Genomic DNA, 22,141 nt, shown 5'->3' on the forward strand with positions numbered 1-22,141 from the left:
CGCCAGCGTTCGTCCGTCGTTCTTCTATACCAGCAAGGCCGCGCTCATCGACTTGGCCTGCCCGGCCGCCTCGTCGAGCAGCACGGCGACTTGCGGGTGCTGTTCGATATAGCCCGCCAGCGCCGCGGTACGTGCCAGCACGTGGTCCTGCGGCTGCGGCAGCGGCGACGGCACCGGACACAGGTAGCGCGCCACCAGCAGCGTATCGCGCAGGCCTTCGGGCGGAATACCCACGGCGCCGCCCCGCAGCGCCACGATCGCCAGCGCCACGGGCTCGGGCACCTGCAGCTTCCTCATGATTTCGCGGGCGATGATCTCCTGCGCGGCGCCCATCCAGTCCTCCGGATCGTCCAGCAGGCCGGGCATCACGTCGGCACGGCCCAGCAGATAGAAACCGCTCACCTCGTGCATGATGCCCGCGAACAGTGCGGTATCGGGTTCCACACGGGTGATCCGCCCGGCGATCACATAGGCCAGCGCCGCCACGTGCGCGGTGTACTTCCACAACTGCTCGGCCCGAATGCGCAGCTGAGGATCGCGGATCCGGGCACCGAACTGGCGCACCACCATCGCCGCGGTCAGCGAGTACAGGTTGCGATAGCCAAGCCGCATCACGGCCGTGCGTACGCCGGTGGCCAGCGCCGCGCCGTTCGAGCGGAACACGGCCGAGTTGGCGAGCGCCACCGCACGCGCAGCCAGGATCGGCTCGGCCAGCAGCTTGCGGATCACGTCTTCGTCGTGACAGTCGGGGTCGGCCAGCGTCATCTGCAGCGACAGGGCGGCATTGACGCTGGTCGGGAATACCAGCTCGCCGCGCTGGGCGTCGGAAACGATTTGCGCGAAGTCTTTGAGCTTTTCCATGACTGAACTATACCCGTTCCCGTCCGTGCACGGTGGGCCGTTGCGACCGTGCGGCAATATTATTTGCTGTATGGATCAGGCCAGCCTGGTCAGCTTTTCGATCCGGACCTCGGCCAGGCCAGTGATTGCCGCCGCCAGCGCGTGAAAGTGCGGCGTCGCTTCGTGCTCCTTCAGCGCCGCTTCGCCGGTCCACTCTTCCAGCATCACGAACTTGCCCGGCGCGCTATTGTCGACGTGCAGTTCATAACGGCTGCAGGCCGCTTCCGCACGGCTGGGCGGCACCACCTGCTCGAGGGCGCGGCGCACGGCGTCTTCCTTGCCCGGCTGGGCGATGATGGTGGCGATGACGATCAGGGGCTGGGTCACGTTCAATTCTTTCCGGCGTGGTGAAAAACAGTAGTGTAAGCGGTAACGGACGTTGGCGCCAAAGCCCGTCGGCGGAGCTCCGGGCACGCCCCGCGACAAGCGCCCGCGGGCAAGCTCCGACTGCCACCGCCGCCGGCGCGGCGGATGTGATTGGCGTGGCCGGAATGCTATCATTTCGCATGGACATCAAAAAGCGAAACAATGTGAGCCTGGCGGGCTCCGGCGACAAGACCATCGTCTTCGCCCACGGCTTCGGATGCGACAAGACCGTGTGGCGCCAGCTCGCCGAAACCTTCGTTCAGTCCCACCGGCTGGTCCTGTTCGACCTGGTCGGCAGCGGCGGATCGGACCTGTCCGCCTACGACCGTCAAAAATATTCGTCGCTGCAGGGCTACGCCAACGACCTGCTGGAGATCGTCGACAACGTCGGCGGCGCCCCCGTGTATTTCGTCGGGCACTCGGTCAGCGCGATGATCGGCCTGCTGGCCGCCAACACGGCGCCAGACAGATTCGCCGCCCAGGTCATGCTTGGCCCGTCCGCCTGCTATGTCGACGACGACGGATACCGGGGAGGCTTCTCCCGTGCCGACATCGACGACCTTCTCGACACCATGGACGCGAACTACCTCGGCTGGTCGAGCGCCATGGCGCCGGCGATCATGGGTGCTCCCGACCGCCCGGAGCTCGGCAAGAACCTGGCGAACAGCTTTTGCCGAACCGATCCTGAAATCGCCAAGCACTTTGCCCGCACCACCTTCCTCTCCGACCACCGGGCCGATCTTGCCCTGTCCTCGGTTCCCACCCTGGTCGTGCAATGCAGCGACGACCTGATCGCTCCCGTCGAGGTCGGCGAGTTCATCCACAAATCCAAGCCCGGCAGCCGGCTCGTGGTGATCGACAACATCGGCCATTGCCCGCACCTGAGCGCGCCAGCCGCCAGCGGCGAGGCGATCGCCCGGTTCCTGGCGGAGCTGCGCTGACTCATGGCAGGCACCGGCGCACCTGCCACCAACGAGCTGTGGGACCGCGCGCCTTGCGGCCTGCTGGTGGTGGCGGCGAACGGCGCCATCCTGCGGGCGAACGGGACCTTTTGCCGCCAGCTTGGATACCAGCCCGCGGAGCTCGTCGGCGCGAAGCGGTTCCAGGACCTGTTGCCGATGGGCGCCCGCATCTATCTCCAGACGCACTGGACACCTCTGCTCGACATGCAGGGCACGATCGCCGAGGTCCAGTTCGACATGCTGCGCCAGGATGGGACGCGCATTCCAATGCTGCTCAGCGCGACACGCCTGCGGGGCGAGGAAACTTTCCACGACGAGATCGCCGCGATGGGCGCCACCGACCGCAAGCTGTACGAGCGCGAGCTTCTCGAATCACGCGAGGCGGCGCGGGCGGCGCGGGATGAATTGGCTGCGGCCAAGGGCGAGCTGCGCAGCGCCTACGATGAGCTGTCGGCAAACCACCGCCGCAAGGACGAATTCCTGGCCACGCTGGCGCACGAGCTGCGCAACCCGCTCGCGCCGATTGCCAATGTCGCGGAGGCCCTGACACTCGGCGGGTGGAGCGCGGCGCGCGGCGATTGGGCCGCCGCCATCCTCTCGCGCCAGGTCGCCCAGATGGCCCACCTGGTCGACGACCTGCTGGACGCCGCCCGCATCAACATGGGCAAGATCGAGCTGCGGCCCGCCCGTGTCGAACTGGCCGAGCTGCTGCTGCGCGCGGCCGAAGAGGCACTTCCCGGTATCGAGGCGGCCGGCCAGTCGCTGCGCACCGAAATCGCCGGCGCGCCCATGCCGCTCGATGCCGACGCGACCCGCCTGACCCAGATCGTCGCGAATCTCCTGAACAACGCGAGCAAATACAGCCCCGCCGGCGCGCTGGTCGAGCTGCGGGCCTGGCCCAGCGGCGACGAGGCGTTCATCGAGGTGCGGGACAACGGCATCGGCATCGCGCCGGAGCAGCTGTCGCGCATCTTCGAGATGTTTTCGCAGGTCGCGCCAGCCCTCGACCGGATGCAGGGAGGGCTGGGTATCGGCCTGGCGCTGGTGCAAAAGCTCGTCGGGCTCCATGGCGGAACGGTGGAGGCGCACAGCGACGGCGTCGGCAAAGGCAGCTGTTTCGTCGTCCGGCTGCCGATCGCCGAAGGTGCCGCTGCCGTGCCCGACACGCGCGCGCCCGTCCTTTCCATGGAAACGGGATCGGGTGCGAAGATCGTGATCGTGGACGACAATGTCGACTCCGCCGAGACGCTGGCCATGGCCCTGGAACTGTTCGGCCATCGGCCGCGAACGGCGCGCACCGCGACCGAGGGCTTGCGCGAGATCGAAGCGTTCGGACCCAGCCTTGCCGTCCTGGACATTGGCCTGCCGGACATGAGCGGGCACGATCTCGCGCGCCGGATCCGGGCTGAACGCTGGGGAGCCGGCATGGCGTTGATCGCCTTGACCGGATGGGGCCAGGAATCCGACAAGCGGGCAGCGGCCGAAGCCGGCTTCGACGCGCATTTCACCAAACCGGTCGACTTTCAACAGCTGAACGAGGAAGTCGCCCGGCTCGTGCGCCTGAAAACAACGGGCCCGACCGGCCCGCGCGCCGCGCCTGGCTGAACACGCGCCATCTTTTACGATCACATGCGTGGCGGCTCTGCCAACCAGCGCACCTAAACCGGGTAAAATGCACGCCCGACCGCACCGCTTCTCAGCCGTACCGAACAGATGAACGTCCCCGCAGAGATCAACGCCGCCGCCGTCAAGAACGGCCCCGCCGAAAAAGTCACGCCGATGATGCAGCAGTACCTGCGCATCAAGGGCGAACACCCGACGATGCTGGTGTTCTACCGCATGGGCGATTTCTATGAACTGTTCTACGACGATGCCGAGAAGGCCTCGCGCATCCTCGGCATCACGCTGACAGCGCGCGGCCATGCCAATGGCGTGCCGATCAAGATGGCCGGCGTGCCCTTCCATTCGCTGGACGGCTACCTGGCCAAGCTGGTCAAGCTGGGCGAATCGTGCGCCATCTGCGAGCAGATCGGCGATCCGGCCACCAGCAAGGGGCCGGTCGAGCGCAAGGTGGTGCGCATCGTCACGCCCGGCACGCTGACCGATTCCGACCTGCTGCCGGAAAAATCGGAGCGGCCGCTGCTGGCGCTGTCGATGCTGAACCAGCGCAAGAGCGTCACCTGCGGCCTGGCCTGGCTGTCGCTTGCCTCCGGCAACCTGAAGCTGATGGAATTCTCCGGCGATGCGCGCGCCGTCAATGCGCGCCTGCTGCAGGAACTGGAACGCATCGTGCCCGCCGAGATCCTTCGCGCCGATGGCGGCGACCTGTTCGAAGAAATCACGATGTGTCACGTCAACGGGGTGCCCGAGTGGCATTTCGACGTGGTGCACGGCCACAAGGCGCTGCTCGACCAGCTGGGCGTGGCCACGCTGACCGGCTTCGGCGCGGACGGCATGGGCCCCGCGTTCGGCGCGGCCGGCGCGCTGCTGCGCTATGCCCAGTCGACGCAGGGCCGCGGGCTGCAGCACGTGAAGAACCTGTCGTGCGAAACGGAGAACGAATTCATCGGGCTCGATGCGGCCACGCGCCGCAACCTGGAGCTGACGGAAACCATTCGCGGCCAGGAATCGCCGACCCTGTTCTCGCTGCTGGACGGCTGCCGCACCGCGATGGGTTCGCGCCTGCTGCGCCACTGGCTGCACCATCCAAGGCGCGACCAGGCCGTGGCGCGCGGCCGGCACGATGCGATCGCCGCGCTGATGCAGGACGACGCCACCGGTTCCCTGGGCTTCCATCTGCAGCACGTGCCGGACATCGAGCGCATCACCACGCGCGTGGCGCTGCTGACGGCGCGGCCGCGCGACCTGGCGGCGCTGCGCGACGGCCTGCAGCAGTTGCCCAAGCTGCAGAAGTCGCTGGAGCGGGTGCTGGGCCTGGATAACGGCGACACCCTGCTGCGCCGCATCCGCGCCCAGCTGGACACGCCGGAAAGCTGCGTGGACCTGCTGGTGCGCGCCGTGATGGCCGAGCCGGCCACGATGGTGCGCGACGGCGGCGTGATCGCGCGCGGCTTCGATGCCGAACTCGACGAGCTGCGCGGCCTGTCCGAGAACGCCGGCCAGTTCCTGGTGGACCTGGAAACCCGCGAACGTGCCCGCACCGGCATCGCCAACCTGCGCGTCGAATACAACAGGGTGCATGGCTTCTATATCGAGGTCACCAACGGCCAGGCCGACAAGGTGCCGGACGACTACCGCCGCCGCCAGACCCTGAAGAACTGCGAACGCTACATCACGCCGGAGCTGAAGGCGTTCGAGGACAAGGCATTGTCCGCGCAGGATCGCGCGCTGGCGCGCGAGAAGGTGCTGTACGACGCCCTGCTGGCCGACCTGGCGCCGCACATCGGCTGCCTGCAGAAGATCGCGCAGGGCATTGCCCAGCTGGACACGCTGACCGCGCTGGCGGAGCACGCGCTGCGCAACAACTGGTGCGCGCCGACCCTGGTGGCCGAATCGTGCATCGACATCCGCGAGGGCCGCCACCCGGTCGTGGAAAACCAGATCGAACGCTTCATCGCCAACGACTGCCGCCTGCTGGCGGAACGCCGGCTGCTGCTGATCACCGGCCCGAACATGGGCGGTAAATCCACCTTCATGCGCCAGGTCGCGCTGATCACGCTGCTGGCCTACGTGGGCAGCTACGTGCCGGCGGCCAGCGCCATGATCGGCCCGATCGACCGCATCTTCACGCGTATCGGCGCCACCGACGACCTGGCTGGCGGCCGTTCCACGTTCATGGTGGAGATGACGGAAGCGGCCACGATCCTGAACGGCGCCAGCGACCATTCGCTGGTGCTGATGGACGAGATCGGCCGTGGCACATCGACCTTCGACGGCCTGGCGCTGGCCTGGGCGATCGCCCGCCACCTGATCGACACCAGCCGCAGCTTCACGCTGTTCGCCACCCATTACTTCGAACTGACCCAGCTGCCGGAAAGCCATCCGACGGCGGCCAACGTGCACCTGTCGGCCGTCGAGCACAAGGACAGCATCGTGTTCCTGCACGCGGTGCAGGACGGCCCGGCATCGCAAAGCTACGGCTTGCAGGTGGCACAGCTGGCCGGCGTGCCGCAAAGCGTGATCAAGGCGGCGCGCAAGCACCTGGCGCGCCTGGAAGCGCAGGCACTCGATGCAACACCGCAGCTGGACCTGTTCGCCGCGCCGGCCGTCGATGCGGACGACCAGCCGGCTGCCGCCTTTGCCGCCGGGCCGGCGGACGACCCGCGGCTGGGCGAGTTGCTGGCGGCGCTGGACGAGCTCGACCCGGATGCGCTGTCGCCGCGCGAAGCGCTGGAGCGGCTGTACCAGTTGAAACGTCTCGTGCCGGCATGACGCGGCGCGCCGGCCTGGCCTTCCTGCTGCTGGCCGGCGCCTTGCTGGCGGCCGCGGCACGGGCCGCGCCGGCCGGCGGCGAAGCGTTCGACATCGCCGTCGTCGGCCACACGTTTCCCGACGAGCTGGGCGATGCCGACCTGAAACGCACGATTGCCCGTGCCGACCGCGAAAAGCCTGCCTTCGTCATTGCCGTCGGCATCAAGTCGGCGGACGAACCGTGCAGCGACAGGCTGTACCTGCAGCGCAAGGGCCTGCTGAACAAGTCCGACCAGCCACTGGTGCTGGTGCTGACCGGCGACGACTGGACCGGCTGCCGCAATTCGGCGGGCCGTTCCAATGCGATCGAGCGGCTGAACCGCATCCGCGAAATCTACTACGATGGCCAGGAGGCGCTGGGCCGCCGCAAGCTGGACCTGAACCGCCAGTCGACGATCACCAAGTTCCGCAGCTATGCGGAGAATGCCTACTGGGAAATGCATGGCGTGCTGTTCGCCACCATCAACCTTCCCGCCCGCAATAACCACTACCTGATCGAAGCGGGCCGCAACAGTGAATACGAGGACCGCCTGGTTGCCAACCGCGCCTGGCTGCAGCGGCTGTTCAGCATGGCCAAGCGGCGCCAGCTTGCCGGTCTCGTGCTGTTTTCGGACGGCGACGTGGGCATCCACGCCGAGCCCGGCTTTTCGCTGCTGGCCGGGTTCTCCACCAAGCATGACGGCTTTGCCGAAACGCGCCGGCTGGCGCGCGCGCTGGCCGAGAACTACACGGGCAAGGTGCTGCTGGTGGATGCGAACCGGGAACCGCCGGTCAAGGACGCGCCGCCACCGGGCACCATGACATGGCGCGGCAACCTGGGGCACGTGACATTACGGGGCGAGTGGAATGTGCTGCGCGTGGCGCCAGGCAGCGAACAGCTGTTCACGCTGCGCCACGAAGAGGGCAACAAGGCACACGGGCAGCCGAAGCCGCCCGTGGACGGCGCGCCGGCGAAACCGCCCGCGCGCCAGGTACGCTGATATTCCCGCCGAGCCGCCCGCATCGCGCTGGTTGATGCCCCGTTCCAGGCACCGGTCAATGCGTTGATCCGGGGGCGGTCCGATGAACCGGTCAGTGGATCGGCTGCGTCCGGAACTGGTCGCCCGCCTCGCCTTCGTCGTCCTCGTCACCATGGTGGTGGCCGTGGGCGCCGTGTACGTGCTCGTGCGCGATCTCTTCATCGGTGGCTTCGCGCACTTCGAGCACTTTCAGTTCGAAGCGCAGCGCCATGCCGGCCAGCGGATGATTACCGTCCAGCACGACCTTGTCCTCGGCGATATCGGTCACGGTGAAAATCATCGCTTCGTCGTCGCTGTCGCCGTCCGGCATGCCTTCGAACTGCATGCCCACCTCGAGCGGTTCCGGCAGGCGCGAACGCGGCTCCACCTTCACCAGGTTCGGGTCGTAGTCGCCGAATGCGTCATCCGGTTCGATCTGGATCGTGTTCGCATAACCCACTTCCTTGCCATCGAGCTCTTCCTCGATCTTGGGCAAGGTGTTTTCATACCCGCCATGCAGGTACACCATCGGCTGGCGGCCGTCCTCGATCAGATTGTTCTGAGCGTCGGACAATTTGTATTGCACGGTGACGACGGTGTTCTTGGCGATCTTCATGTGACTTCCTTTCTGGTCTGATGGCGCCGATTATACCTCCAGCCCGCGACCGCGATCGCCATGCTCGCGCCAGCACGCGGAATCCATGGACAAGGCTGCCAGGATGACTGACAATTGGTTGTCAAATAGGCTTTTCATAATGTCATCCACCCTCTCGATGAAGGACATATCATGAAGAAAGCGGCATTGGCCATTGCAGCATCCCTGTTATTTGCCGGCACCGCCCAGGCGGCGCTGGTAACCGTCGACTATGCGGTGCCCATTGCCGCGATCGCGGAAGAATATCTCGACCCGTACTCGTACCAGGAAGTCGGCGGCACTTTCCTGGGCGGGATCGAGGCATACGTCGGCGACATCCTCACGGGCCGCTTCACCTACGACGACGCGGCACCGCTGGCGCCAGGCTTCGGCGGTTACTACACGCAGGCGCTGTCGCATTCGCTCACCTTCAGCCTGATCGATACCACGATCACGCTCGGCAACTCGCTGATCATAACCTCGCGCAGCGACACGGCGGATCGGCTTGGCGTGGGCGGCAGCGGCAACATCGGCGGAGAAACCGACCCGCTGGCGGTGGTCGAATTTTCGTTCGTGGCACCGGCCGGCACGCATGCCCCGGAGACGCTGCCAGGCGCGGCCGACTGGGCACATTACGCGGCCAGCGCCGCGACCCCGTTCCGGCTGACGATCCACGGCAATGGCTACAATGCCTATCTGAGCGGCGGCGCGATGTCGTTTACCGTGTCCGCGGTGCCCGAACCGGCCACCGGCGCAATGGCGCTCGCCGGCCTGGCGATCGTGGCCGGCGCGGTACGGCGCCGCAAGGCGGTGGCCACATGACAGGCTGCAAGACAAGCTGCATGCGAGGCTGCATGACAGGCTGCGAGACAGGCTGCAAGACAGACCGCATGCGTGGCTGCATGCGGGGCCAGCTTGGCGGCAGTGCCTGACGCGGCCGGCGGCCCGGATCAACTATAATCCGGGCATGAAAAAATCCGCACCGCTCCGCCTTCTCGGCGACATCACACCCGCGCAATTCCTGAGCGAATACTGGCACAAGAAGCCGCTGCTGATCCGCCAGGCCATCCCCGGCTTCCAGCCGCTGCTGCCCTTCGACCAGCTGGCCGCCCTGGCCACCCGCGATTTCGTGGAATCGCGCCTCGTCACCCTGACCGACGGCGAATGGAATATGCAGCACGGCCCGCTGCACGAGCTGCCGCCGCGCACGCAACGCGAGTGGACCATGCTGGTGCAGGGCCTGAACTTGCAGGACGATGCGGCCGACGCACTGCTGCGCCAGTTCCGCTTCGTGCCCGATGCCAGGCTGGACGACCTGATGGTCAGCTTCGCTACCGATGGCGGCGGTGTCGGCCCCCACTTCGATTCGTATGACGTGTTCCTGCTGCAGGCCGAAGGGCAGCGCCGCTGGCGCATCGGCCCGCAGAAAGACCTGTCGCTGATTGAAGGCCTGCCGCTGAAAATCCTCAGCAAGTTCAAGCCCACCGAGGAATTCGTGCTGGAACCGGGCGACATGCTGTACCTGCCGCCGCACTACGCGCACGACGGCGTGGCAATCGGCGATTGCCAGACCTATTCGATCGGCTTCCGCTCGCCCTCCTACCAGGAACTCGGCGAAGCGTTCCTGCAGTTCATGGCCGATTCGATCGACCTGCCCGGCCGCTATGCCGATCCGGACCTGGAGCCGTCGGCCAAGCCGGCCGAAATCCCGAAGAACATGCTGGGCCAGCTGGCAGACGAGCTGAACAAGATGCAGTTCACCGAAGACGATTTCACGATCTTCCTCGGCGAATACCTGTCGGAACCCAAGCATAACGTGTTCTTTACCGGCCCCGAGAAGCCGCTGCCGGCCGGGCGCTTCGCGCAGGCTGCCGCGAAGCGGGGCGTGAAACTGTCGCGCAAGACGCAGATGCTGTACCGCGGCAAGCACGTGTTCATCAACGGCGAATCGTTCGCGATCGGCCGTGCCGACAAGGCGGCGCTGGAAGCGCTGGCGAACAACCGCGTACTCGATGGCGCCCAGGCGGCGGCGGCGTCGGAAGACGTGATGGAGGCGCTGTTCGCCTGGTATACCGACGGCTGGCTCGAACTCGACAACTAGGAGCGGCGATGGACAGGGAGACTTTCGATACCCGTGCCGGGTTCCAGGCCCAGCTGGAAGCCTGCCTGTCCCGCTCCCGCATGTCGCTGGCCATGTTCGACCCCGACTTCGGCTGGTGGGAACTGGGCAGCAGCGGCAACGACGCACTCCTGCGCGCATTCCTGCGCCATGGCGGGCGCGTGCAACTGGTTGCGCACAGCAATGTGCGCCTGGAACGGGATGCGCCGCGCTTCCTGCGCCTCCTGCACGATTATGGCCACCTGATCGAATGCCGGCTCACCAGCGCGTCGATCGGGCATCTCACCGATTCGTTCTGCATTGGCGACGCGCATCACCTGGTGCGCCGCTTTCACAGCGACCATTTTCGCGGCGAAGCAATTTTTCATGCGCCTTCGTCAACCCAATCGCTACTCGAGCGTTATCAGTCTATCTGGGCCGAAACGCGGCCCGGCCTGCAAGCCGGCGTGACGGGTTTGTAATCGCGAAGTTTGCAGGTCGCGGCTGCCTGACGGTCCAATTTTCGCCTGCGAGGGTGCATGTTCGACATGCATTTTCAGGCTGTTTGGTTCGTTGCACCGGTAAGTATGGTTGGGATAGCAAGTACTAGACTTAGTAGCAATATTGTACGTACGAAAAAGTTGCGAAAGTGTCCTGTGTTGCTATTGCGACTCATTTAAATTCGCTATAATATTCTGTTAGGAAGTTTCCGTTGTCTGGGGCACCATATGGTCCGAATGACCACGAAACGCCCTAGTGAGCGATAATTACCGGTAATTATTCATCGCAACTGTCATCAATTAGTGTATTAATTAAGGAAAACAAATGAAAAAGTCCCTGCTGATCGCCTCCCTGCTGGCTGTTGCCCTGGCTGCTTGCTCGAAAAAAGAAGAAGCTCCTGCCGCTCCTGCTGCTGAAGTCACCGCTCCTGCTGCTGACGCAACCGCACCAGTCGCTCCTGCTGCTGACGCAACCGCACCGGCTGCTGACGCTGCTGCTGCTCCGGCTGCTGACGCTGCTGCTGCCGCTTCGGACGCTGCTGCTGCTGCTTCCTCCGCTGCTTCCGCTGCTTCGGAAGCCGCTTCGGCCGCTGCTGCTGCCAAGTAATAGCTTCCGGCTGCCGTCTCCGGACGGCACCCTGCTCAACCGCCCTTTCGGGCGGTTTTGTTTTTGGCGCTGTTCGTGTTAAATCGAACAGCGCCTTGTTTTATGGAGCGCCGCTTCCGGCCACCTCCATCAATAGGCGACAGTGAAGCGTGCGCGCGCATGCGCCGGCCGCTCCAGTTCATCGATCATCGCCACGGCGTAATCCTGCAGCGAGATACGGCTGTTCCCTTCCCCATCCGTCAGCAGGCTATCGGTGCCCAGACGGAAAATTCCCGTGCGCTGACCTGGCTCGATAAGCGCCGCCGGACTCAGCATTGTCCAGTCCAGTTCGCTCTCGGTGCGCAGCAGGCGCAAGGCATCGCGCGCCCCCTCGGCCGTGGCTTTCCATTGCGCGGGGAAAGCCGGCGTGTCGACCAGTTGCACACCCGGCGCCACTTCCAGGCTGCCGGCACCACCCACCACCAGCAGGCGCGGCACCCGCGCCGTTTTCGCCGCAGCGACGATCGATTCGATACCGCGCAGGTAATACCCGTGCACATCCTGCTGGGCGTGGCCGCTGAATGCGCTGACCACGGCATCCGCGCCGGCCAGCTGCAGCGCCAGCGCATCGCTGTCCTGCACGTCCGCCCGCACCGCCTGCACGCCCGCCTGGGCGGGCACGTTCCCGGGCCGCGATACCAGGGCCTTCACATCGTGGCCGCGGTTGACGGCCTCCTCCAGCAGCGCCGAACCGATATAGCCGGTGGCGCCGATCAGGGCGATTTTCATGTCTTTCCTTTGAATATTGGGTAAGAAGGCCATCATGCACCGCGCCGTTGCCCTTATAAACGGACGGGTACATAATTCATTCATCAGGAATTCTAAATAATACGATGGCACTGCCCGGACATATCGATCTCAACGACCTGGTCGTATTCGCCGCCGTGGCCGATACGGGCGGCTTCTCCAAAGCGGCACTGCGGCTCGGCGTCGCGCCAGCCAAGGTCAGCCTGGAAGTCGCGCGGCTGGAGACACGGCTGGGTACCGCGCTGTTTACGCGCACGACCCGGCGCGTGGTGCCCACCGAGGCGGGCCGGGCATTGCACGAGGAGTGCGCCCCCCTGCTGCTGCAATTGCGCGCCGCGATCGACGATTTGCACGCCTCCGCCGCCGCGCTGACAGGCAGCCTGCGCGTGACGGCGCCGACCGACTTCGGCGCCCATTTCGTTGCGCCGGCACTGGCGCGCTTCGCCGCACTGCATCCGGCGCTGGCCATCGAGCTGCAGACGGGCGACCGCATTGCCGACCTGGTGGGTGAAGGGATCGATATCGCGATCCGGATGGGCTGGCTGCGCGATTCGTCGCTGCGAGCAGTCAAGCTGGGCGGCTTCGGCCAGTATGCCGTGGCATCGCCCCGCTACCTGGCGCAGGCGGGCACGCCCGGCACCCCGGAAGAGCTGGCGGCGCTGGACTGGATCGCCCTGACGCGCCTGCCTGCCCCGCTGAAATGGACATTCGCGGGCCCCGCCGGCGCAAGCCGGACGGTACAGATGCGTGCGCGCATCCGCACCGATTCCGCCGGCGCCTTGCGCGCCCTGGTCCTGGAGGGAGCCGGCGTGTCGATCCTGGACGAGTACAGCGTGCGGCACGATCTCGCCAGCGGCGCGTTGATCCGGCTGCTGCCCGAGTGGACATTGCCGGCTGGCGGCACCTACGCCGTATTCCCGCCGGGGCGGCACGTGTCCCGCAAGGTGCGTGCCTTCGTCGAGTTCTACCAGGCATGGCTGGCCGAGGCGGGAGCCGGGTGAAAAAAAACCGGCCTGGGCCGGTTTTTTTTCACAGAAGACTGCGCTTACTTCAACTCTTCCTGCAGCAGCGTCAGGATCTTCTCGGCGGTCGGCGACACATCCGCCTCGCCCTTGTTGTTCTGCACGGTGACCTGGCTGGTATTGCCGGTCTCGGCAGCCTTGACGACGATGCGGTAGCGTTGCGCTTCCTTGTCGGCGTCCGACGACCCCCAGCTGAACAGGCGGCCGAAGAAGCCTTTCTTCTCGGCCTGGTCGGCCACGTAGCGCACGTAGTAGATACCCTGCACACGGTCGCGGTCTTCCACGGTGAAGCCGGCGCGGTCCAGCGCCAGGCCCACGCGGCGCCACGAGCGGTCGAAGCCTTCGTCGGTTTCCACATGGCGGCTGGCGCCCTCGCCCTTCAGGAATGCATGCAGCGGTTGCACGATCGCATTGTCGACGGCCGTGCGGGCTGCCGTGGCTTCGGTACCGCCCAGCTTCGTCAGCAGGCGGGCCAGGAAGACCGCTTCCAGGTTCGGGTCGGACGGGCGCGGCGTCCAGGTCACGATTTCCTTTTCCGGCCCCTGGGCGATTTCTTCCGCGCCGCGGTGGCTGATGTAGATCTCGGTGGTGCCGTCCGCATTGCGTTCGATACGGGTGCGGTATTTGTCACGTTCGCCGGTCGAATAGGCCGAATCGAACACCTTGCCGATCGTGCGGCGGATGATGTCCTGCGGGATCTTCGCGCGGTTCTCGTTCCACTCCGTTTCCATCACGCCGGCAGTGGCGTTGTCGAGCGACAGCGTGAAGCCGGCGTCTTCCCAGAACGATTTCAGCTGTGGCCACAGCACGTCGGGAGAGGCTTTGACGACCAGCCAGCGCTGGTTGCCGGCCCGCTCCACGCGCACCTTGTCGTTGCCGGTAGTGGCCACTTCATTGCTGCCGACGCCAGCTGCCGGCGCGGCCAGCGTGCCGCCACCGGCCATGCTGGCGCGCTGCGCCGCATAGCCCGATGCGGTGGCGACACCGCTGCCGCTGTCCGGCAAGGCGTAGCGATTATCCTTCTGCAACTGGGTGAGATCCGGCGGTACGTCCAGCGTGCTGGCTTTCTTGGCCGATTTGTAGTCCACCGTGGTCTTGCCGACCACGGATTCAACCATGCCGCAACCGGTCAGGCTGAGCATCAGGACGCCAAGCGCGAGGCTGCTTTGCGGAGTAAGGGAAGCTTTCTTGATCATGTGGTGACAGAGATAAAAGCTGAAGAAACCAGCTGGATGATCGTCGCGGCGGCGCCGGGAACCGGCGCTGCCGCACTCCGGATTTAGGCCAGCACGCCGGCTTCGACCAGTGCGGCACGTACCGTCTGGTGGAATTCGGAAGCGAGTGGAACCAGCGGCAAGCGGATGCCGGCTGGCATCCTGCCCATTTCCGCCAATGCCCACTTGGCGGGCACCGGATTCGGCTCGACGAACAGTTTCTGGTGCAGAGGGAAAACCTTGTTGTTGATCTCGATGGCGCGCGCGATATCGCCCGTCATCGCCGCGGCGCACATGTCGGCCATGGCACGGGGTGCCACGTTGGCGGTCACGGAAATGTTGCCCTTGCCGCCGGCCAGCATCAGCGCCATCGCGGTGGGATCGTCGCCGGAGTACACGGCGAATGGCTTCGGTACCGAGCGCAGCAGGCGCAGCAGATCGAGGCCGCGGCCGATATTGCCGGTAGCATCCTTGATGCCGATGATGTTGTCGATGGCGGCCAGGCGCACCACCGTTTCGTTCGCCATGTCCGCCACCGTGCGGCCGGGCACGTTGTACAGGATCACCGGCAGGTCCACCGCTTCGGCGATGGCCTTGAAGTGCTGGTACATGCCTTCCTGCGTCGGCCGGTTATAGTAAGGCACCACTTGCAATGTCGCGTCGGCGCCGGCTTCCTTGGCGTAGCGGGTCAGTACGATGGCTTCGGCGGTCGAATTGCCACCGCTGCCGGCGATCACGGGAATGCGGCCGGCCACGCGGTCCACGCAGGCCTTGATCAGTGCACAGTGCTCGGCCACCGTCACGGTAGCCGATTCGCCGGTCGTGCCGACGATGACGATGCCGTCGGTGCCCTCGGCAATATGCCAATCGATCAGGCGGTCCAGGCTGTCGTAGTCCAGACTGCCATCCGCGTGCATCGGCGTCACGATTGCAACAATGCTGCCCTTAATCATATATTGAACCAATTGCAAATAGATTGAAAACGTCGATTGTAGACGATACCCTGCGCCCGTGGGGTATTTCGCGGCGGTATCAACTACCGGTACGGCCCAGCAGCGCGGCTTCCCGCGGGAACTCGGCCTTGACGGCACAAATCCGCTGGACCATGGCCCGCGTGCCGCCCGGCTGCCCATCTTCCATAACGATGCCGTCCTCGAAAGCGATGACACGCAGCCCCTGCTGCCGGGCCAGTTCCAGCAGCTCGCCGGGCTTCAGCAGGAAGTCGGGATTGCTCGGCTTGCCGAATGCCGCGTTTCCGTCGGCGAATGTTTCATAGATCAGCACGCCGTTCGGCGCCAGGCTGCCGGTCATGTCGGCCAGCAGCGGCCGGTGCAGGTAATTGGTGACCACGATGCCGGCAAACCGGTTCGGGCCGAAGGGCCATGCCGCCCCGTCCACTTCCAGGTCGATATCGCTGGTGACGATGCCGGGGCCGGCCGTGGCGGCCAGTGCGTCGGGCCGCCGGTCGACGGCGATCACCGCATGCCCCAGCGTGACAAGGTGGCGAGAATGGCGGCCGTTGCCGCACGCGAGATCCAGCACCTCGCCGCCGGGAATCAATGGTGCAAAGCGCTGCACCCAGGGAGAAACCACGTCGTTCATCTGATCCTTCATTCACAGTCAGGTAAAACCCGGTCCGGCGGCAACGCGCACGTCACCTGCCGGCGGGCCGGTCCATTACATGTTGAGCAACAGCTGCAGCGGCAGCACCAGGAATCCCAGCAGTTCGATGAACACGCCCACCATGGCCGTCAGCAGCGGCGTCAGCAGGTTGAAGTACATCGCCACCAGCAAGCCGACGAAGATCCACGGGGTATAGGACTCGATCCGGGCGTAGCGCCGCGCCAGTTCGTTCGGCAGCAGCGCCGTCAGGATGCGGCCGCCATCGAGCGGCGGTACCGGCAGCAGGTTGAACACGCACATGATCGCATTCACGTTGACGCCGGCAATGGCCATCTTGACCAGGAACGGCTCGGACACCTCCATGCCGCGCATCAGCACCAGCCAGATCATCCAGGCCAGGCCCATCGCGAAATTCGCCATCGGGCCGGCAGCCGCCACGAAACCCATCTGCTTCTTGGGATTGCGCAGCCGGCTGTAGTCGACCGGTACCGGCTTGGCATAGCCGAACGGCATGTGGATCGTCAGGTACAGGATCAGCGGCAGGATGATCGTGCCGAAAGGATCGATGTGACGGGTGGGATTGACCGACAGGCGCCCCATCTGGTGCGCGGTCGGGTCGCCGAAATACCGGGCCACGTAACCATGGGCCGCCTCGTGCAGCGAAATCGCGAACAGGACGGGAATTGCGTACACCGCAACGGTCTGGATGGCTTGACTGAATTCACTCATGGGCAAAATTTTACCAGACTGCAATCACAGGCCCGGCGGGTCGAAAGGAGGAGGAAGGTAAAGAAAGGCAAAGACGCCGGCCCGGGGGCCGGCTGGCGCCGGATTCACCGGCCGGCTTTCACAGGCCGACCACGGCCGGGTCGCCGCGGCCCAGGCGGATCATTTCCGGCTCGCTGCCGGTCAGGTCGATGACGGTCGTCATTTCCATGCTGCAGGCGCCGCCGTCGATGACCAGGTCCAGCTGCTTGCCGATGCGGGCATTGATTTCCTCGGGGTCGTTGAGCGGCTCGGTCTCGTCCGGCAGGATCAGTGTCGACGAGATCAGCGGCTGGCCCAGTTCGGCCATCAGCGCCTCGACGATCGGCGTTTCCGGCACGCGCAGCCCGATGGTCTTGCGCGACGGGTGCGACAGCCGGCGCGGCACTTCGCGGGTGGCTTCAAGGATGAACGTGAACGGACCCGGCGTGGCCGCCTTCAGCAGGCGGAACTGCCGGTTGTCGACCCTGGCGTAGACACCGATCTCGGACAGGTCGCGGCACAGCAGCGCCAGGTGGTGCTTTTCATCGATGCCGCGGATGCGACGCAGCCGTTCGACCGCCGCCTTGTCGTCCAGGTGGCAAACCAGCGCATAGCACGAGTCGGTGGGCACCGCCACGACGCCGCCGCCGTGGATGATCTGGGCCGCCTGCTTGATCAGGCGGCCCTGCGGATTGACCGGATGGATTTCAAAGAACTGGCTCATGCTCTATGTCACCTCAGCGCCTGCAATGCCGCGATACGTTGCTCGAACGGCGGGTGGGTGGAGAACAGCGCCGACCAGCCGCCGCCGCCCGAGATGCCGGAAGCGGCCATGTTCTGCGGCAGCGCGCCCGGCTCCATGCCGCCCAGGCGCGCCAGCGCGTTCTGCATCGGCGCGGAGCTGCCCAGCAGGCGCGCCGAGCCGGCATCGGCGCGGAATTCGCGCTGGCGCGAGAACCAGGCCACGATGATCGACGCCAGCAGGCCGAACACGATCTCGCAGACGAACACGGTGGCCATGTAGCCGACACCCCGGCCGCCTTCGTTGCGCAGCAGGACCTTGTCGACGAAGAAGCCGACGATGCGGGCAAAGAACACCACGAAGGTATTGACCACGCCCTGGATCAGCGTCAGCGTCACCATGTCGCCATTGGCGATGTGCGCCACCTCATGGCCCAGCACCGCTTCCACCTCCTCGCGGTTCATCGATTGCAGCAGGCCGGTGGACACCGCCACCAGCGCCGAATTCTTGAAAGCGCCCGTGGCGAAGGCATTCGGCTCGCCGTCATACACCGCCACTTCGGGCATGCCGATGCCGGCGCGCTGCGCCAGGCCCTGCACGGTGGACAGCAACCACTGCTCGGTGGAATTCTGCGGCGCGTCGATCACGCGCGCGCCGGTCGTCCACTTCGCCATCGGCTTGGAAATCAGCAGCGAGATGATCGACCCGGTAAAACCGACCACCAGCGAAAACGCCAGCAGCCCGCCGATTTCCAGTTGCCCGCCCGCTCCGGGACGGCCGATGCCGAGCAGCGAGAGCACGATGGACAACACCAGCATCACGGCGAGGTTGGTGGCGATAAACAGGACGATGCGTTTCATGTAGGAGTTCTCCGGATGTGATCCGTGGGGTCATATAAGGCTATAACCATAAGATTACAAGGGTATTGCCGACCGGTGCATTGCCGGCCCGGCCGGCTTCAGAACCAGTCGTGCCAGACCGGCGTCACGCTGGCAGGCAGCGGCGGCAGCGCGGCGAAGTCCACCCGAGCCTCGCCGGGCGCGTGGAAATCGGTGCCGCGCGAGGCCAGGAAGCCGTAGGCATTGGCCAGTTGCGCATAGACCGGGTACTGGTCCGGCGTATGGCTGCCGGTCACCACCTCGATGGCGCTGCCGCCCAGTTCCTTGAATTCGTCGAACAGTACGCCCTGCTGCAACTGGGTGAAGCGATAGCGGCCCGGGTGGGCGATGACGGCCGTACCGCCGGCGCCATGGATCCAGCCGACGGCGTCCTCCAGGCTGGCCCAGCGGTGCGGCACATAGCCGGGCTTGCCTTCGGACAGGTATTTGCGAAACACTTCCGGGGTATTGGCGCAATAACCCTGCTGCACCAGGAAGCGGGCAAAGTGGGTACGCGACATCAGCGCCGGGTTGTCGACGAATTCCAGCGCGCCCTCGTAGGCGCCGTGAATGCCGGCCTTGGCCAGCTGCTCGCCGATCTCGCGGCCGCGCGCGTCGCGTCCCTCGCGGGTGGCGGCAAGACCGCGCAGCAGGGCGGCGTTGTTCTCGTCGATGTTCAGGCCCACGATGTGCACCGTTTCGCCGCTCCACGTGATCGAGATTTCCACCCCGGCCACGAAGCGCATGCCGAGATCGCGGGCCGCGATGCGCGCGGCGGCGATGCCGCCCACTTCATCGTGGTCGGTCAGGGCCCAGGCATCCACGCCGGCCTTGCGGGCATACTGCGCCACGGCGGCAGGCGCGAGGACGCCGTCGGAAACGTTGGAATGGCAGTGCAGGTCGACTTTCAGCATGGGCTAAGGGAAGCGGTAACGAACTGTCATTGTACCGCCGCCCGCCACGCGGCGCCGCAAGCGGCCATTTATGCGCGGAATGTTCGGGATGCGGGCATGGTTCAGGCTCCCGGCCCGGCCCCCGTTCCGGGCCCGGGTTCAGGCGCGCCGGGGCCAGGCGCGCGGGATTCAAGCGTGCAGAGTTCGAACGTGTCTCTATGCCAGGAACTGCGCGATCATCTCCGCCAGCAGCGCCGGCTGGTCGTGGTGCAGCATGTGGCCGGCGTCCGGCACCATCTTCGGCGTGATGTCGGCGATATGCGCCATCCTGCGGTCGACTTCGCGCCGGCCCTCTTCCGGCCCGCCCAGCCACAGCCACATATTGGTATCGGCCGCCTCGACCCACAGCACCGGCGCGGCGATGCGGCGCCAGCAGGCCATGATGTCCTCGGCGTGATACGGCAGCGGGCTGGCCTGCTTGTGCACCGGGTCGCCCAGGATTTCCCACTCGCCGGCCGCGTTTTGCGCCGACCAGTGCCGCGCCAGGAAGGCCGCGCGCTCGTCGGTCAGGCGCGGATTGGTCTTTTGCAGGCGCGCCGCCACGGCCTCCTGCGTGGGATAGGCCTTCATTACCGGTGGATCGAGCAGTTCGTCGAGCCACTTCGCGTAGCGCTTCGGCGCATCCTCCGGCCTGGCGCCCGTCAGGCCGAAGCCTTCCAGGTTGACGAAGCGGCGGATCCGCTCCGGCCGCACGCCCGCGTAGATGCCGGCGATATTGCCGCCCATGCTGTGGCCGACCAGGTTCACCTGTCCTTCCGGCTGATAATGGCGCAACAGCGCATCCAGGTCGGCCAGGTAGTCGGGGAACCAGTAGGTATCGGTGCCGGCGCGCTCGGTGAGGCCGAAGCCGCGCCAGTCGGGCGCGATGACGTGCCAGTCGCCGCCCAGGTGATCGACGACGAACTGGAACGACGCCCCCACGTCCATCCAGCCATGCAGCATGAAGATCTTGGGCGCGCCTTCGCGGCCCCAGTGGCGCACGTGGGTGCGCAGGCCGCGCACGGTGAGGAAGTCGGAACGGGATGGTGTCATGGGTCTGGCCTTGAAATGGACGGCACCGGCGCAATATGCGGGCCTTCCGTTTGGGAATCACTTATATTAGCACGATCGTTCTTATTGGCCTCGCGCGGGCGAACGGCACGGTTCCCGGGGCGCAAGGGCGTAAAATGTCGCCAATATTTTCCCCCGACAAGGCCATCCATGACGATTTACCAGTTGGGCACCGATGCGCCCGAAATCGACGCCACCGCCTTCGTGGCGGACAGCGCCACGCTGATCGGCAAGGTCACCCTGCATGCCAACAGCTCGGTATGGTTCGGTGCCACGCTGCGCGGCGACAATGAACGGATCACGATCGGCGCGAACAGCAATGTTCAGGAAGGCACCGTGATGCATACCGACATGGGCTATCCGCTGACGATCGGCCGCGATGTGACGATCGGCCACCAGGCGATGCTGCATGGCTGCACGATCGGCGACGGCGCGCTGGTCGGCATCCAGGCCGTGATCCTGAACGGCGCAAAGATCGGCAAGGGTTGCCTGGTGGGCGCCGGCGCGCTCGTCACCGAGGGCAAGGAATTCCCGGACAACGTGCTGATCATCGGTTCCCCGGCCAAGGCCGTGCGCGAGCTGACGGCGGACGACGTGGCGCGGCTGCAGGGCAACGCCGACGGCTATGCGGAACGCGCGCAGCTGTACAAGACAAATTTGAAAAAGATTGGATAACGCATGACCCAGGATACGCTGCAAAAATTCATTTTCGAGAACGCCGCCGTGCGCGGCGAGCTGGTCGACATCTCGGCTACCTGGCGCGAGATCCAGGCGCGCCACCAGTACCCGGTGGCCGTCAAGCGGCTGCTGGGACAGATGGTGTCCGCCGCCGCGCTGCTGTCGGCCAACCTGAAGTTCAACGGCTCCATCGTGATGCAGATCCATGGCGACGGCCCGGTACGCCTGCTGGTGGTCGAATGCGATTCGCAGCTGCGCATGCGCGCCACCGCGAAGCTGAATGAAGGCGCGCCGATCGCCGACGACGCCAACCTGACGGACCTGCTGAACCAGACCGGCCGCGGCCGTTTCGTGATCACGCTCGACCCCGCCGAGAAAGTGCCGGGCCAGCAGCCCTACCAGGGCGTCGTGCCGCTCGACGGCGAGGACGTCGCCACCGTCATCGAACACTACATGCTGCGCTCCGAGCAGCTGGACACGCAACTGTGGCTGGCCGCCGACGACAACGTCGCCCGCGGCCTGCTGCTGCAGAAGCTGCCGCTGCACGGCGGCAAGGCCGAAGCCAATCCCGTCAGTCCGGAAGAAGCGCTGGAAACCTGGAACCGCGCCGTGATGCTGGGCCGCACGCTGAAGGAAGAGGAGCTGCTCTCCACTGAAATCGACGTGCTGCAAAAACGCCTGTTCTGGGAAGAAACGATCCGCGTGTTCGACCCGGTGCATCCGTCGTTCCACTGCAGCTGCACGCGCGACAAGGTCGGCAACATGCTCAAGATGCTGGGCCAGGCCGAAGTCGAGGACGCTCTTGCCGAGCAGGGCAAGCTGGGCATCAACTGCGACTTCTGCGGCAAGCACTATGAATACGACGCCGTCGACTGTGCCCAGCTGTTCGCCAGCGACGCCCCCGCCGAAACGCTGATCCACCCGCCCGAAGTCAAGCAATAAGCCACTTCGC

At 65.6% G+C, this 22,141-nt stretch carries 23 protein-coding genes; 11 read left to right on the forward strand and 12 right to left on the reverse strand.

Annotation, left to right across the window (positions count from 1 at the left end; all coding sequences use genetic code 11):
• Positions 1–24: 24 nt before the first annotated feature.
• Together ACY34H_RS24375 and ACY34H_RS24380 are read right to left on the reverse strand one after the other, a co-directional pair.
• Complete coding sequence (locus tag ACY34H_RS24375) at positions 25–861, reverse strand: HDOD domain-containing protein (RefSeq protein ID WP_464980053.1); 837 nt, start codon at positions 859–861, stop codon at positions 25–27.
• Between the two features lie 75 nt (positions 862–936).
• Entirely contained in the window at positions 937–1,227 is a 291-nt protein-coding gene (locus ACY34H_RS24380; protein WP_464980054.1) for a putative quinol monooxygenase, read from the reverse strand.
• 179 nt (positions 1,228–1,406) lie between these two features.
• Here ACY34H_RS24380 and ACY34H_RS24385 point away from each other — a divergent pair, with 179 nt between their 5' ends.
• The 4 genes from ACY34H_RS24385 to ACY34H_RS24400 all read left to right on the forward strand — a co-directional run bounded on the left by ACY34H_RS24385 (position 1,407) and on the right by ACY34H_RS24400 (position 7,639).
• Positions 1,407–2,207, forward strand: coding sequence for an alpha/beta fold hydrolase (locus ACY34H_RS24385; RefSeq protein ID WP_464980055.1), 801 nt, complete (start codon positions 1,407–1,409; stop codon positions 2,205–2,207).
• Positions 2,208–2,210: 3 nt separating this feature from the next.
• Complete coding sequence (locus ACY34H_RS24390; RefSeq protein ID WP_464980056.1) at positions 2,211–3,833, forward strand: hybrid sensor histidine kinase/response regulator; 1,623 nt, start codon at positions 2,211–2,213, stop codon at positions 3,831–3,833.
• 108 nt (positions 3,834–3,941) lie between these two features.
• Positions 3,942–6,620 (forward strand): DNA mismatch repair protein MutS, encoded by a 2,679-nt coding sequence (gene mutS, locus ACY34H_RS24395; protein ID WP_464980057.1) that lies wholly within the window; start codon positions 3,942–3,944, stop codon positions 6,618–6,620.
• Positions 6,617–7,639 carry a hypothetical protein gene (locus ACY34H_RS24400; RefSeq protein ID WP_464980058.1) on the forward strand — a complete coding sequence of 341 codons (1,023 nt, stop codon included), beginning with the start codon at positions 6,617–6,619 and terminating at the stop codon, positions 7,637–7,639. Before mutS ends, ACY34H_RS24400 begins: the two co-directional genes overlap by 4 nt.
• 91 nt (positions 7,640–7,730) lie before the next feature.
• Here the strand turns inward: ACY34H_RS24400 and ACY34H_RS24405 are convergent, their stop codons facing one another.
• Positions 7,731–8,273, reverse strand: a complete 543-nt coding sequence (locus ACY34H_RS24405; RefSeq protein WP_464980059.1) for an FKBP-type peptidyl-prolyl cis-trans isomerase — start codon at positions 8,271–8,273, stop codon at positions 7,731–7,733.
• Between the two features lie 171 nt (positions 8,274–8,444).
• Here ACY34H_RS24405 and ACY34H_RS24410 point away from each other — a divergent pair, with 171 nt between their 5' ends.
• The 4 genes from ACY34H_RS24410 to ACY34H_RS24425 all read left to right on the forward strand — a co-directional run bounded on the left by ACY34H_RS24410 (position 8,445) and on the right by ACY34H_RS24425 (position 11,496).
• On the forward strand, positions 8,445–9,113 hold the full coding sequence (locus ACY34H_RS24410; protein ID WP_464980060.1) for a PEP-CTERM sorting domain-containing protein: 669 nt from the start codon (positions 8,445–8,447) through the stop codon (positions 9,111–9,113).
• A gap of 145 nt (positions 9,114–9,258) precedes the next feature.
• Positions 9,259–10,392, forward strand: a complete 1,134-nt coding sequence (locus ACY34H_RS24415; protein WP_464980061.1) for a ribosomal protein uL16 3-hydroxylase — start codon at positions 9,259–9,261, stop codon at positions 10,390–10,392.
• 8 nt (positions 10,393–10,400) lie between these two features.
• Positions 10,401–10,871, forward strand: coding sequence for a DUF7931 domain-containing protein (locus tag ACY34H_RS24420; protein WP_464980062.1), 471 nt, complete (start codon positions 10,401–10,403; stop codon positions 10,869–10,871).
• Positions 10,872–11,214: 343 nt separating this feature from the next.
• The gene (locus tag ACY34H_RS24425) at positions 11,215–11,496 is read left to right on the forward strand and encodes a hypothetical protein (RefSeq protein WP_464980063.1); all 282 of its coding nucleotides are present in this window, start codon (positions 11,215–11,217) and stop codon (positions 11,494–11,496) included.
• Between the two features lie 129 nt (positions 11,497–11,625).
• On the opposite strand, the gene ACY34H_RS24430 is transcribed toward ACY34H_RS24425, so the two are convergent.
• Complete coding sequence (locus tag ACY34H_RS24430) at positions 11,626–12,264, reverse strand: NAD(P)-dependent oxidoreductase (RefSeq protein WP_464980064.1); 639 nt, start codon at positions 12,262–12,264, stop codon at positions 11,626–11,628.
• A 104-nt stretch (positions 12,265–12,368) separates the two neighbouring features.
• On the opposite strand from ACY34H_RS24430, the gene ACY34H_RS24435 reads away from it, so the two are divergent.
• Positions 12,369–13,283: a LysR family transcriptional regulator gene (locus tag ACY34H_RS24435; RefSeq protein ID WP_464980065.1), complete on the forward strand. Its 915-nt coding sequence runs from the start codon at positions 12,369–12,371 to the stop codon at positions 13,281–13,283.
• Between the two features lie 44 nt (positions 13,284–13,327).
• On the opposite strand, the gene bamC is transcribed toward ACY34H_RS24435, so the two are convergent.
• The 8 genes from bamC to ACY34H_RS24475 form a co-directional block, all read right to left on the reverse strand.
• Positions 13,328–14,446 (reverse strand): outer membrane protein assembly factor BamC, encoded by a 1,119-nt coding sequence (bamC, locus tag ACY34H_RS24440; protein ID WP_464980066.1) that lies wholly within the window; start codon positions 14,444–14,446, stop codon positions 13,328–13,330.
• Positions 14,447–14,583: 137 nt separating this feature from the next.
• Positions 14,584–15,471 carry a 4-hydroxy-tetrahydrodipicolinate synthase gene (dapA, locus tag ACY34H_RS24445; protein ID WP_464980067.1) on the reverse strand — a complete coding sequence of 296 codons (888 nt, stop codon included), beginning with the start codon at positions 15,469–15,471 and terminating at the stop codon, positions 14,584–14,586.
• A gap of 79 nt (positions 15,472–15,550) precedes the next feature.
• Positions 15,551–16,132 carry a class I SAM-dependent methyltransferase gene (locus tag ACY34H_RS24450; RefSeq protein WP_464980068.1) on the reverse strand — a complete coding sequence of 194 codons (582 nt, stop codon included), beginning with the start codon at positions 16,130–16,132 and terminating at the stop codon, positions 15,551–15,553.
• 63 nt (positions 16,133–16,195) lie between these two features.
• A complete protein-coding gene (locus ACY34H_RS24455) occupies positions 16,196–16,870 on the reverse strand; it encodes a site-2 protease family protein (RefSeq protein ID WP_464980069.1) in 675 nt (224 codons plus the stop codon).
• Positions 16,871–16,988: 118 nt separating this feature from the next.
• Complete coding sequence (locus tag ACY34H_RS24460) at positions 16,989–17,612, reverse strand: L-threonylcarbamoyladenylate synthase (protein ID WP_464980070.1); 624 nt, start codon at positions 17,610–17,612, stop codon at positions 16,989–16,991.
• A gap of 8 nt (positions 17,613–17,620) precedes the next feature.
• Positions 17,621–18,490 (reverse strand): protease HtpX, encoded by an 870-nt coding sequence (gene htpX, locus ACY34H_RS24465; RefSeq protein ID WP_464980071.1) that lies wholly within the window; start codon positions 18,488–18,490, stop codon positions 17,621–17,623.
• 98 nt (positions 18,491–18,588) lie between these two features.
• Positions 18,589–19,422: a 3',5'-nucleoside bisphosphate phosphatase gene (locus ACY34H_RS24470; RefSeq protein ID WP_464980072.1), complete on the reverse strand. Its 834-nt coding sequence runs from the start codon at positions 19,420–19,422 to the stop codon at positions 18,589–18,591.
• Between the two features lie 195 nt (positions 19,423–19,617).
• The gene (locus ACY34H_RS24475) at positions 19,618–20,493 is read right to left on the reverse strand and encodes an alpha/beta fold hydrolase (protein WP_464980073.1); all 876 of its coding nucleotides are present in this window, start codon (positions 20,491–20,493) and stop codon (positions 19,618–19,620) included.
• Positions 20,494–20,661: 168 nt separating this feature from the next.
• On the opposite strand from ACY34H_RS24475, the gene ACY34H_RS24480 reads away from it, so the two are divergent.
• On the forward strand, positions 20,662–21,186 hold the full coding sequence (locus ACY34H_RS24480) for a gamma carbonic anhydrase family protein (protein WP_464980074.1): 525 nt from the start codon (positions 20,662–20,664) through the stop codon (positions 21,184–21,186).
• A gap of 3 nt (positions 21,187–21,189) precedes the next feature.
• Positions 21,190–22,131: an Hsp33 family molecular chaperone HslO gene (gene hslO, locus ACY34H_RS24485; protein ID WP_464980075.1), complete on the forward strand. Its 942-nt coding sequence runs from the start codon at positions 21,190–21,192 to the stop codon at positions 22,129–22,131.
• Positions 22,132–22,141: the final 10 nt, after the last annotated feature.

It is taken from the genome of Pseudoduganella sp. jia 9 (genome assembly GCF_055502615.1).

What these genes read in the sequence shown, in the direction of transcription:
- ACY34H_RS24375 (WP_464980053.1), bottom strand. Translation starts at nt 861, where the DNA reads ATGGAAAAGCTCAAAGACTTCGCGCAAATCGTTTCCGACGCCCAGCGC.
- ACY34H_RS24385 (WP_464980055.1), top strand. Translation starts at nt 1,407, where the DNA reads ATGGACATCAAAAAGCGAAACAATGTGAGCCTGGCGGGCTCCGGCGAC.
- ACY34H_RS24390 (WP_464980056.1), top strand. Translation starts at nt 2,211, where the DNA reads ATGGCAGGCACCGGCGCACCTGCCACCAACGAGCTGTGGGACCGCGCG.
- mutS (WP_464980057.1), top strand. Translation starts at nt 3,942, where the DNA reads ATGAACGTCCCCGCAGAGATCAACGCCGCCGCCGTCAAGAACGGCCCC.
- ACY34H_RS24400 (WP_464980058.1), top strand. Translation starts at nt 6,617, where the DNA reads ATGACGCGGCGCGCCGGCCTGGCCTTCCTGCTGCTGGCCGGCGCCTTG.
- ACY34H_RS24405 (WP_464980059.1), bottom strand. Translation starts at nt 8,273, where the DNA reads ATGAAGATCGCCAAGAACACCGTCGTCACCGTGCAATACAAATTGTCC.
- ACY34H_RS24410 (WP_464980060.1), top strand. Translation starts at nt 8,445, where the DNA reads ATGAAGAAAGCGGCATTGGCCATTGCAGCATCCCTGTTATTTGCCGGC.
- ACY34H_RS24415 (WP_464980061.1), top strand. Translation starts at nt 9,259, where the DNA reads ATGAAAAAATCCGCACCGCTCCGCCTTCTCGGCGACATCACACCCGCG.
- ACY34H_RS24420 (WP_464980062.1), top strand. Translation starts at nt 10,401, where the DNA reads ATGGACAGGGAGACTTTCGATACCCGTGCCGGGTTCCAGGCCCAGCTG.
- ACY34H_RS24425 (WP_464980063.1), top strand. Translation starts at nt 11,215, where the DNA reads ATGAAAAAGTCCCTGCTGATCGCCTCCCTGCTGGCTGTTGCCCTGGCT.
- ACY34H_RS24430 (WP_464980064.1), bottom strand. Translation starts at nt 12,264, where the DNA reads ATGAAAATCGCCCTGATCGGCGCCACCGGCTATATCGGTTCGGCGCTG.
- ACY34H_RS24435 (WP_464980065.1), top strand. Translation starts at nt 12,369, where the DNA reads ATGGCACTGCCCGGACATATCGATCTCAACGACCTGGTCGTATTCGCC.
- bamC (WP_464980066.1), bottom strand. Translation starts at nt 14,446, where the DNA reads ATGCTCAGCCTGACCGGTTGCGGCATGGTTGAATCCGTGGTCGGCAAG.
- dapA (WP_464980067.1), bottom strand. Translation starts at nt 15,471, where the DNA reads ATGATTAAGGGCAGCATTGTTGCAATCGTGACGCCGATGCACGCGGAT.
- ACY34H_RS24450 (WP_464980068.1), bottom strand. Translation starts at nt 16,132, where the DNA reads ATGAAGGATCAGATGAACGACGTGGTTTCTCCCTGGGTGCAGCGCTTT.
- ACY34H_RS24455 (WP_464980069.1), bottom strand. Translation starts at nt 16,870, where the DNA reads ATGAGTGAATTCAGTCAAGCCATCCAGACCGTTGCGGTGTACGCAATT.
- ACY34H_RS24460 (WP_464980070.1), bottom strand. Translation starts at nt 17,612, where the DNA reads ATGAGCCAGTTCTTTGAAATCCATCCGGTCAATCCGCAGGGCCGCCTG.
- htpX (WP_464980071.1), bottom strand. Translation starts at nt 18,490, where the DNA reads ATGAAACGCATCGTCCTGTTTATCGCCACCAACCTCGCCGTGATGCTG.
- ACY34H_RS24470 (WP_464980072.1), bottom strand. Translation starts at nt 19,422, where the DNA reads ATGCTGAAAGTCGACCTGCACTGCCATTCCAACGTTTCCGACGGCGTC.
- ACY34H_RS24475 (WP_464980073.1), bottom strand. Translation starts at nt 20,493, where the DNA reads ATGACACCATCCCGTTCCGACTTCCTCACCGTGCGCGGCCTGCGCACC.
- ACY34H_RS24480 (WP_464980074.1), top strand. Translation starts at nt 20,662, where the DNA reads ATGACGATTTACCAGTTGGGCACCGATGCGCCCGAAATCGACGCCACC.
- hslO (WP_464980075.1), top strand. Translation starts at nt 21,190, where the DNA reads ATGACCCAGGATACGCTGCAAAAATTCATTTTCGAGAACGCCGCCGTG.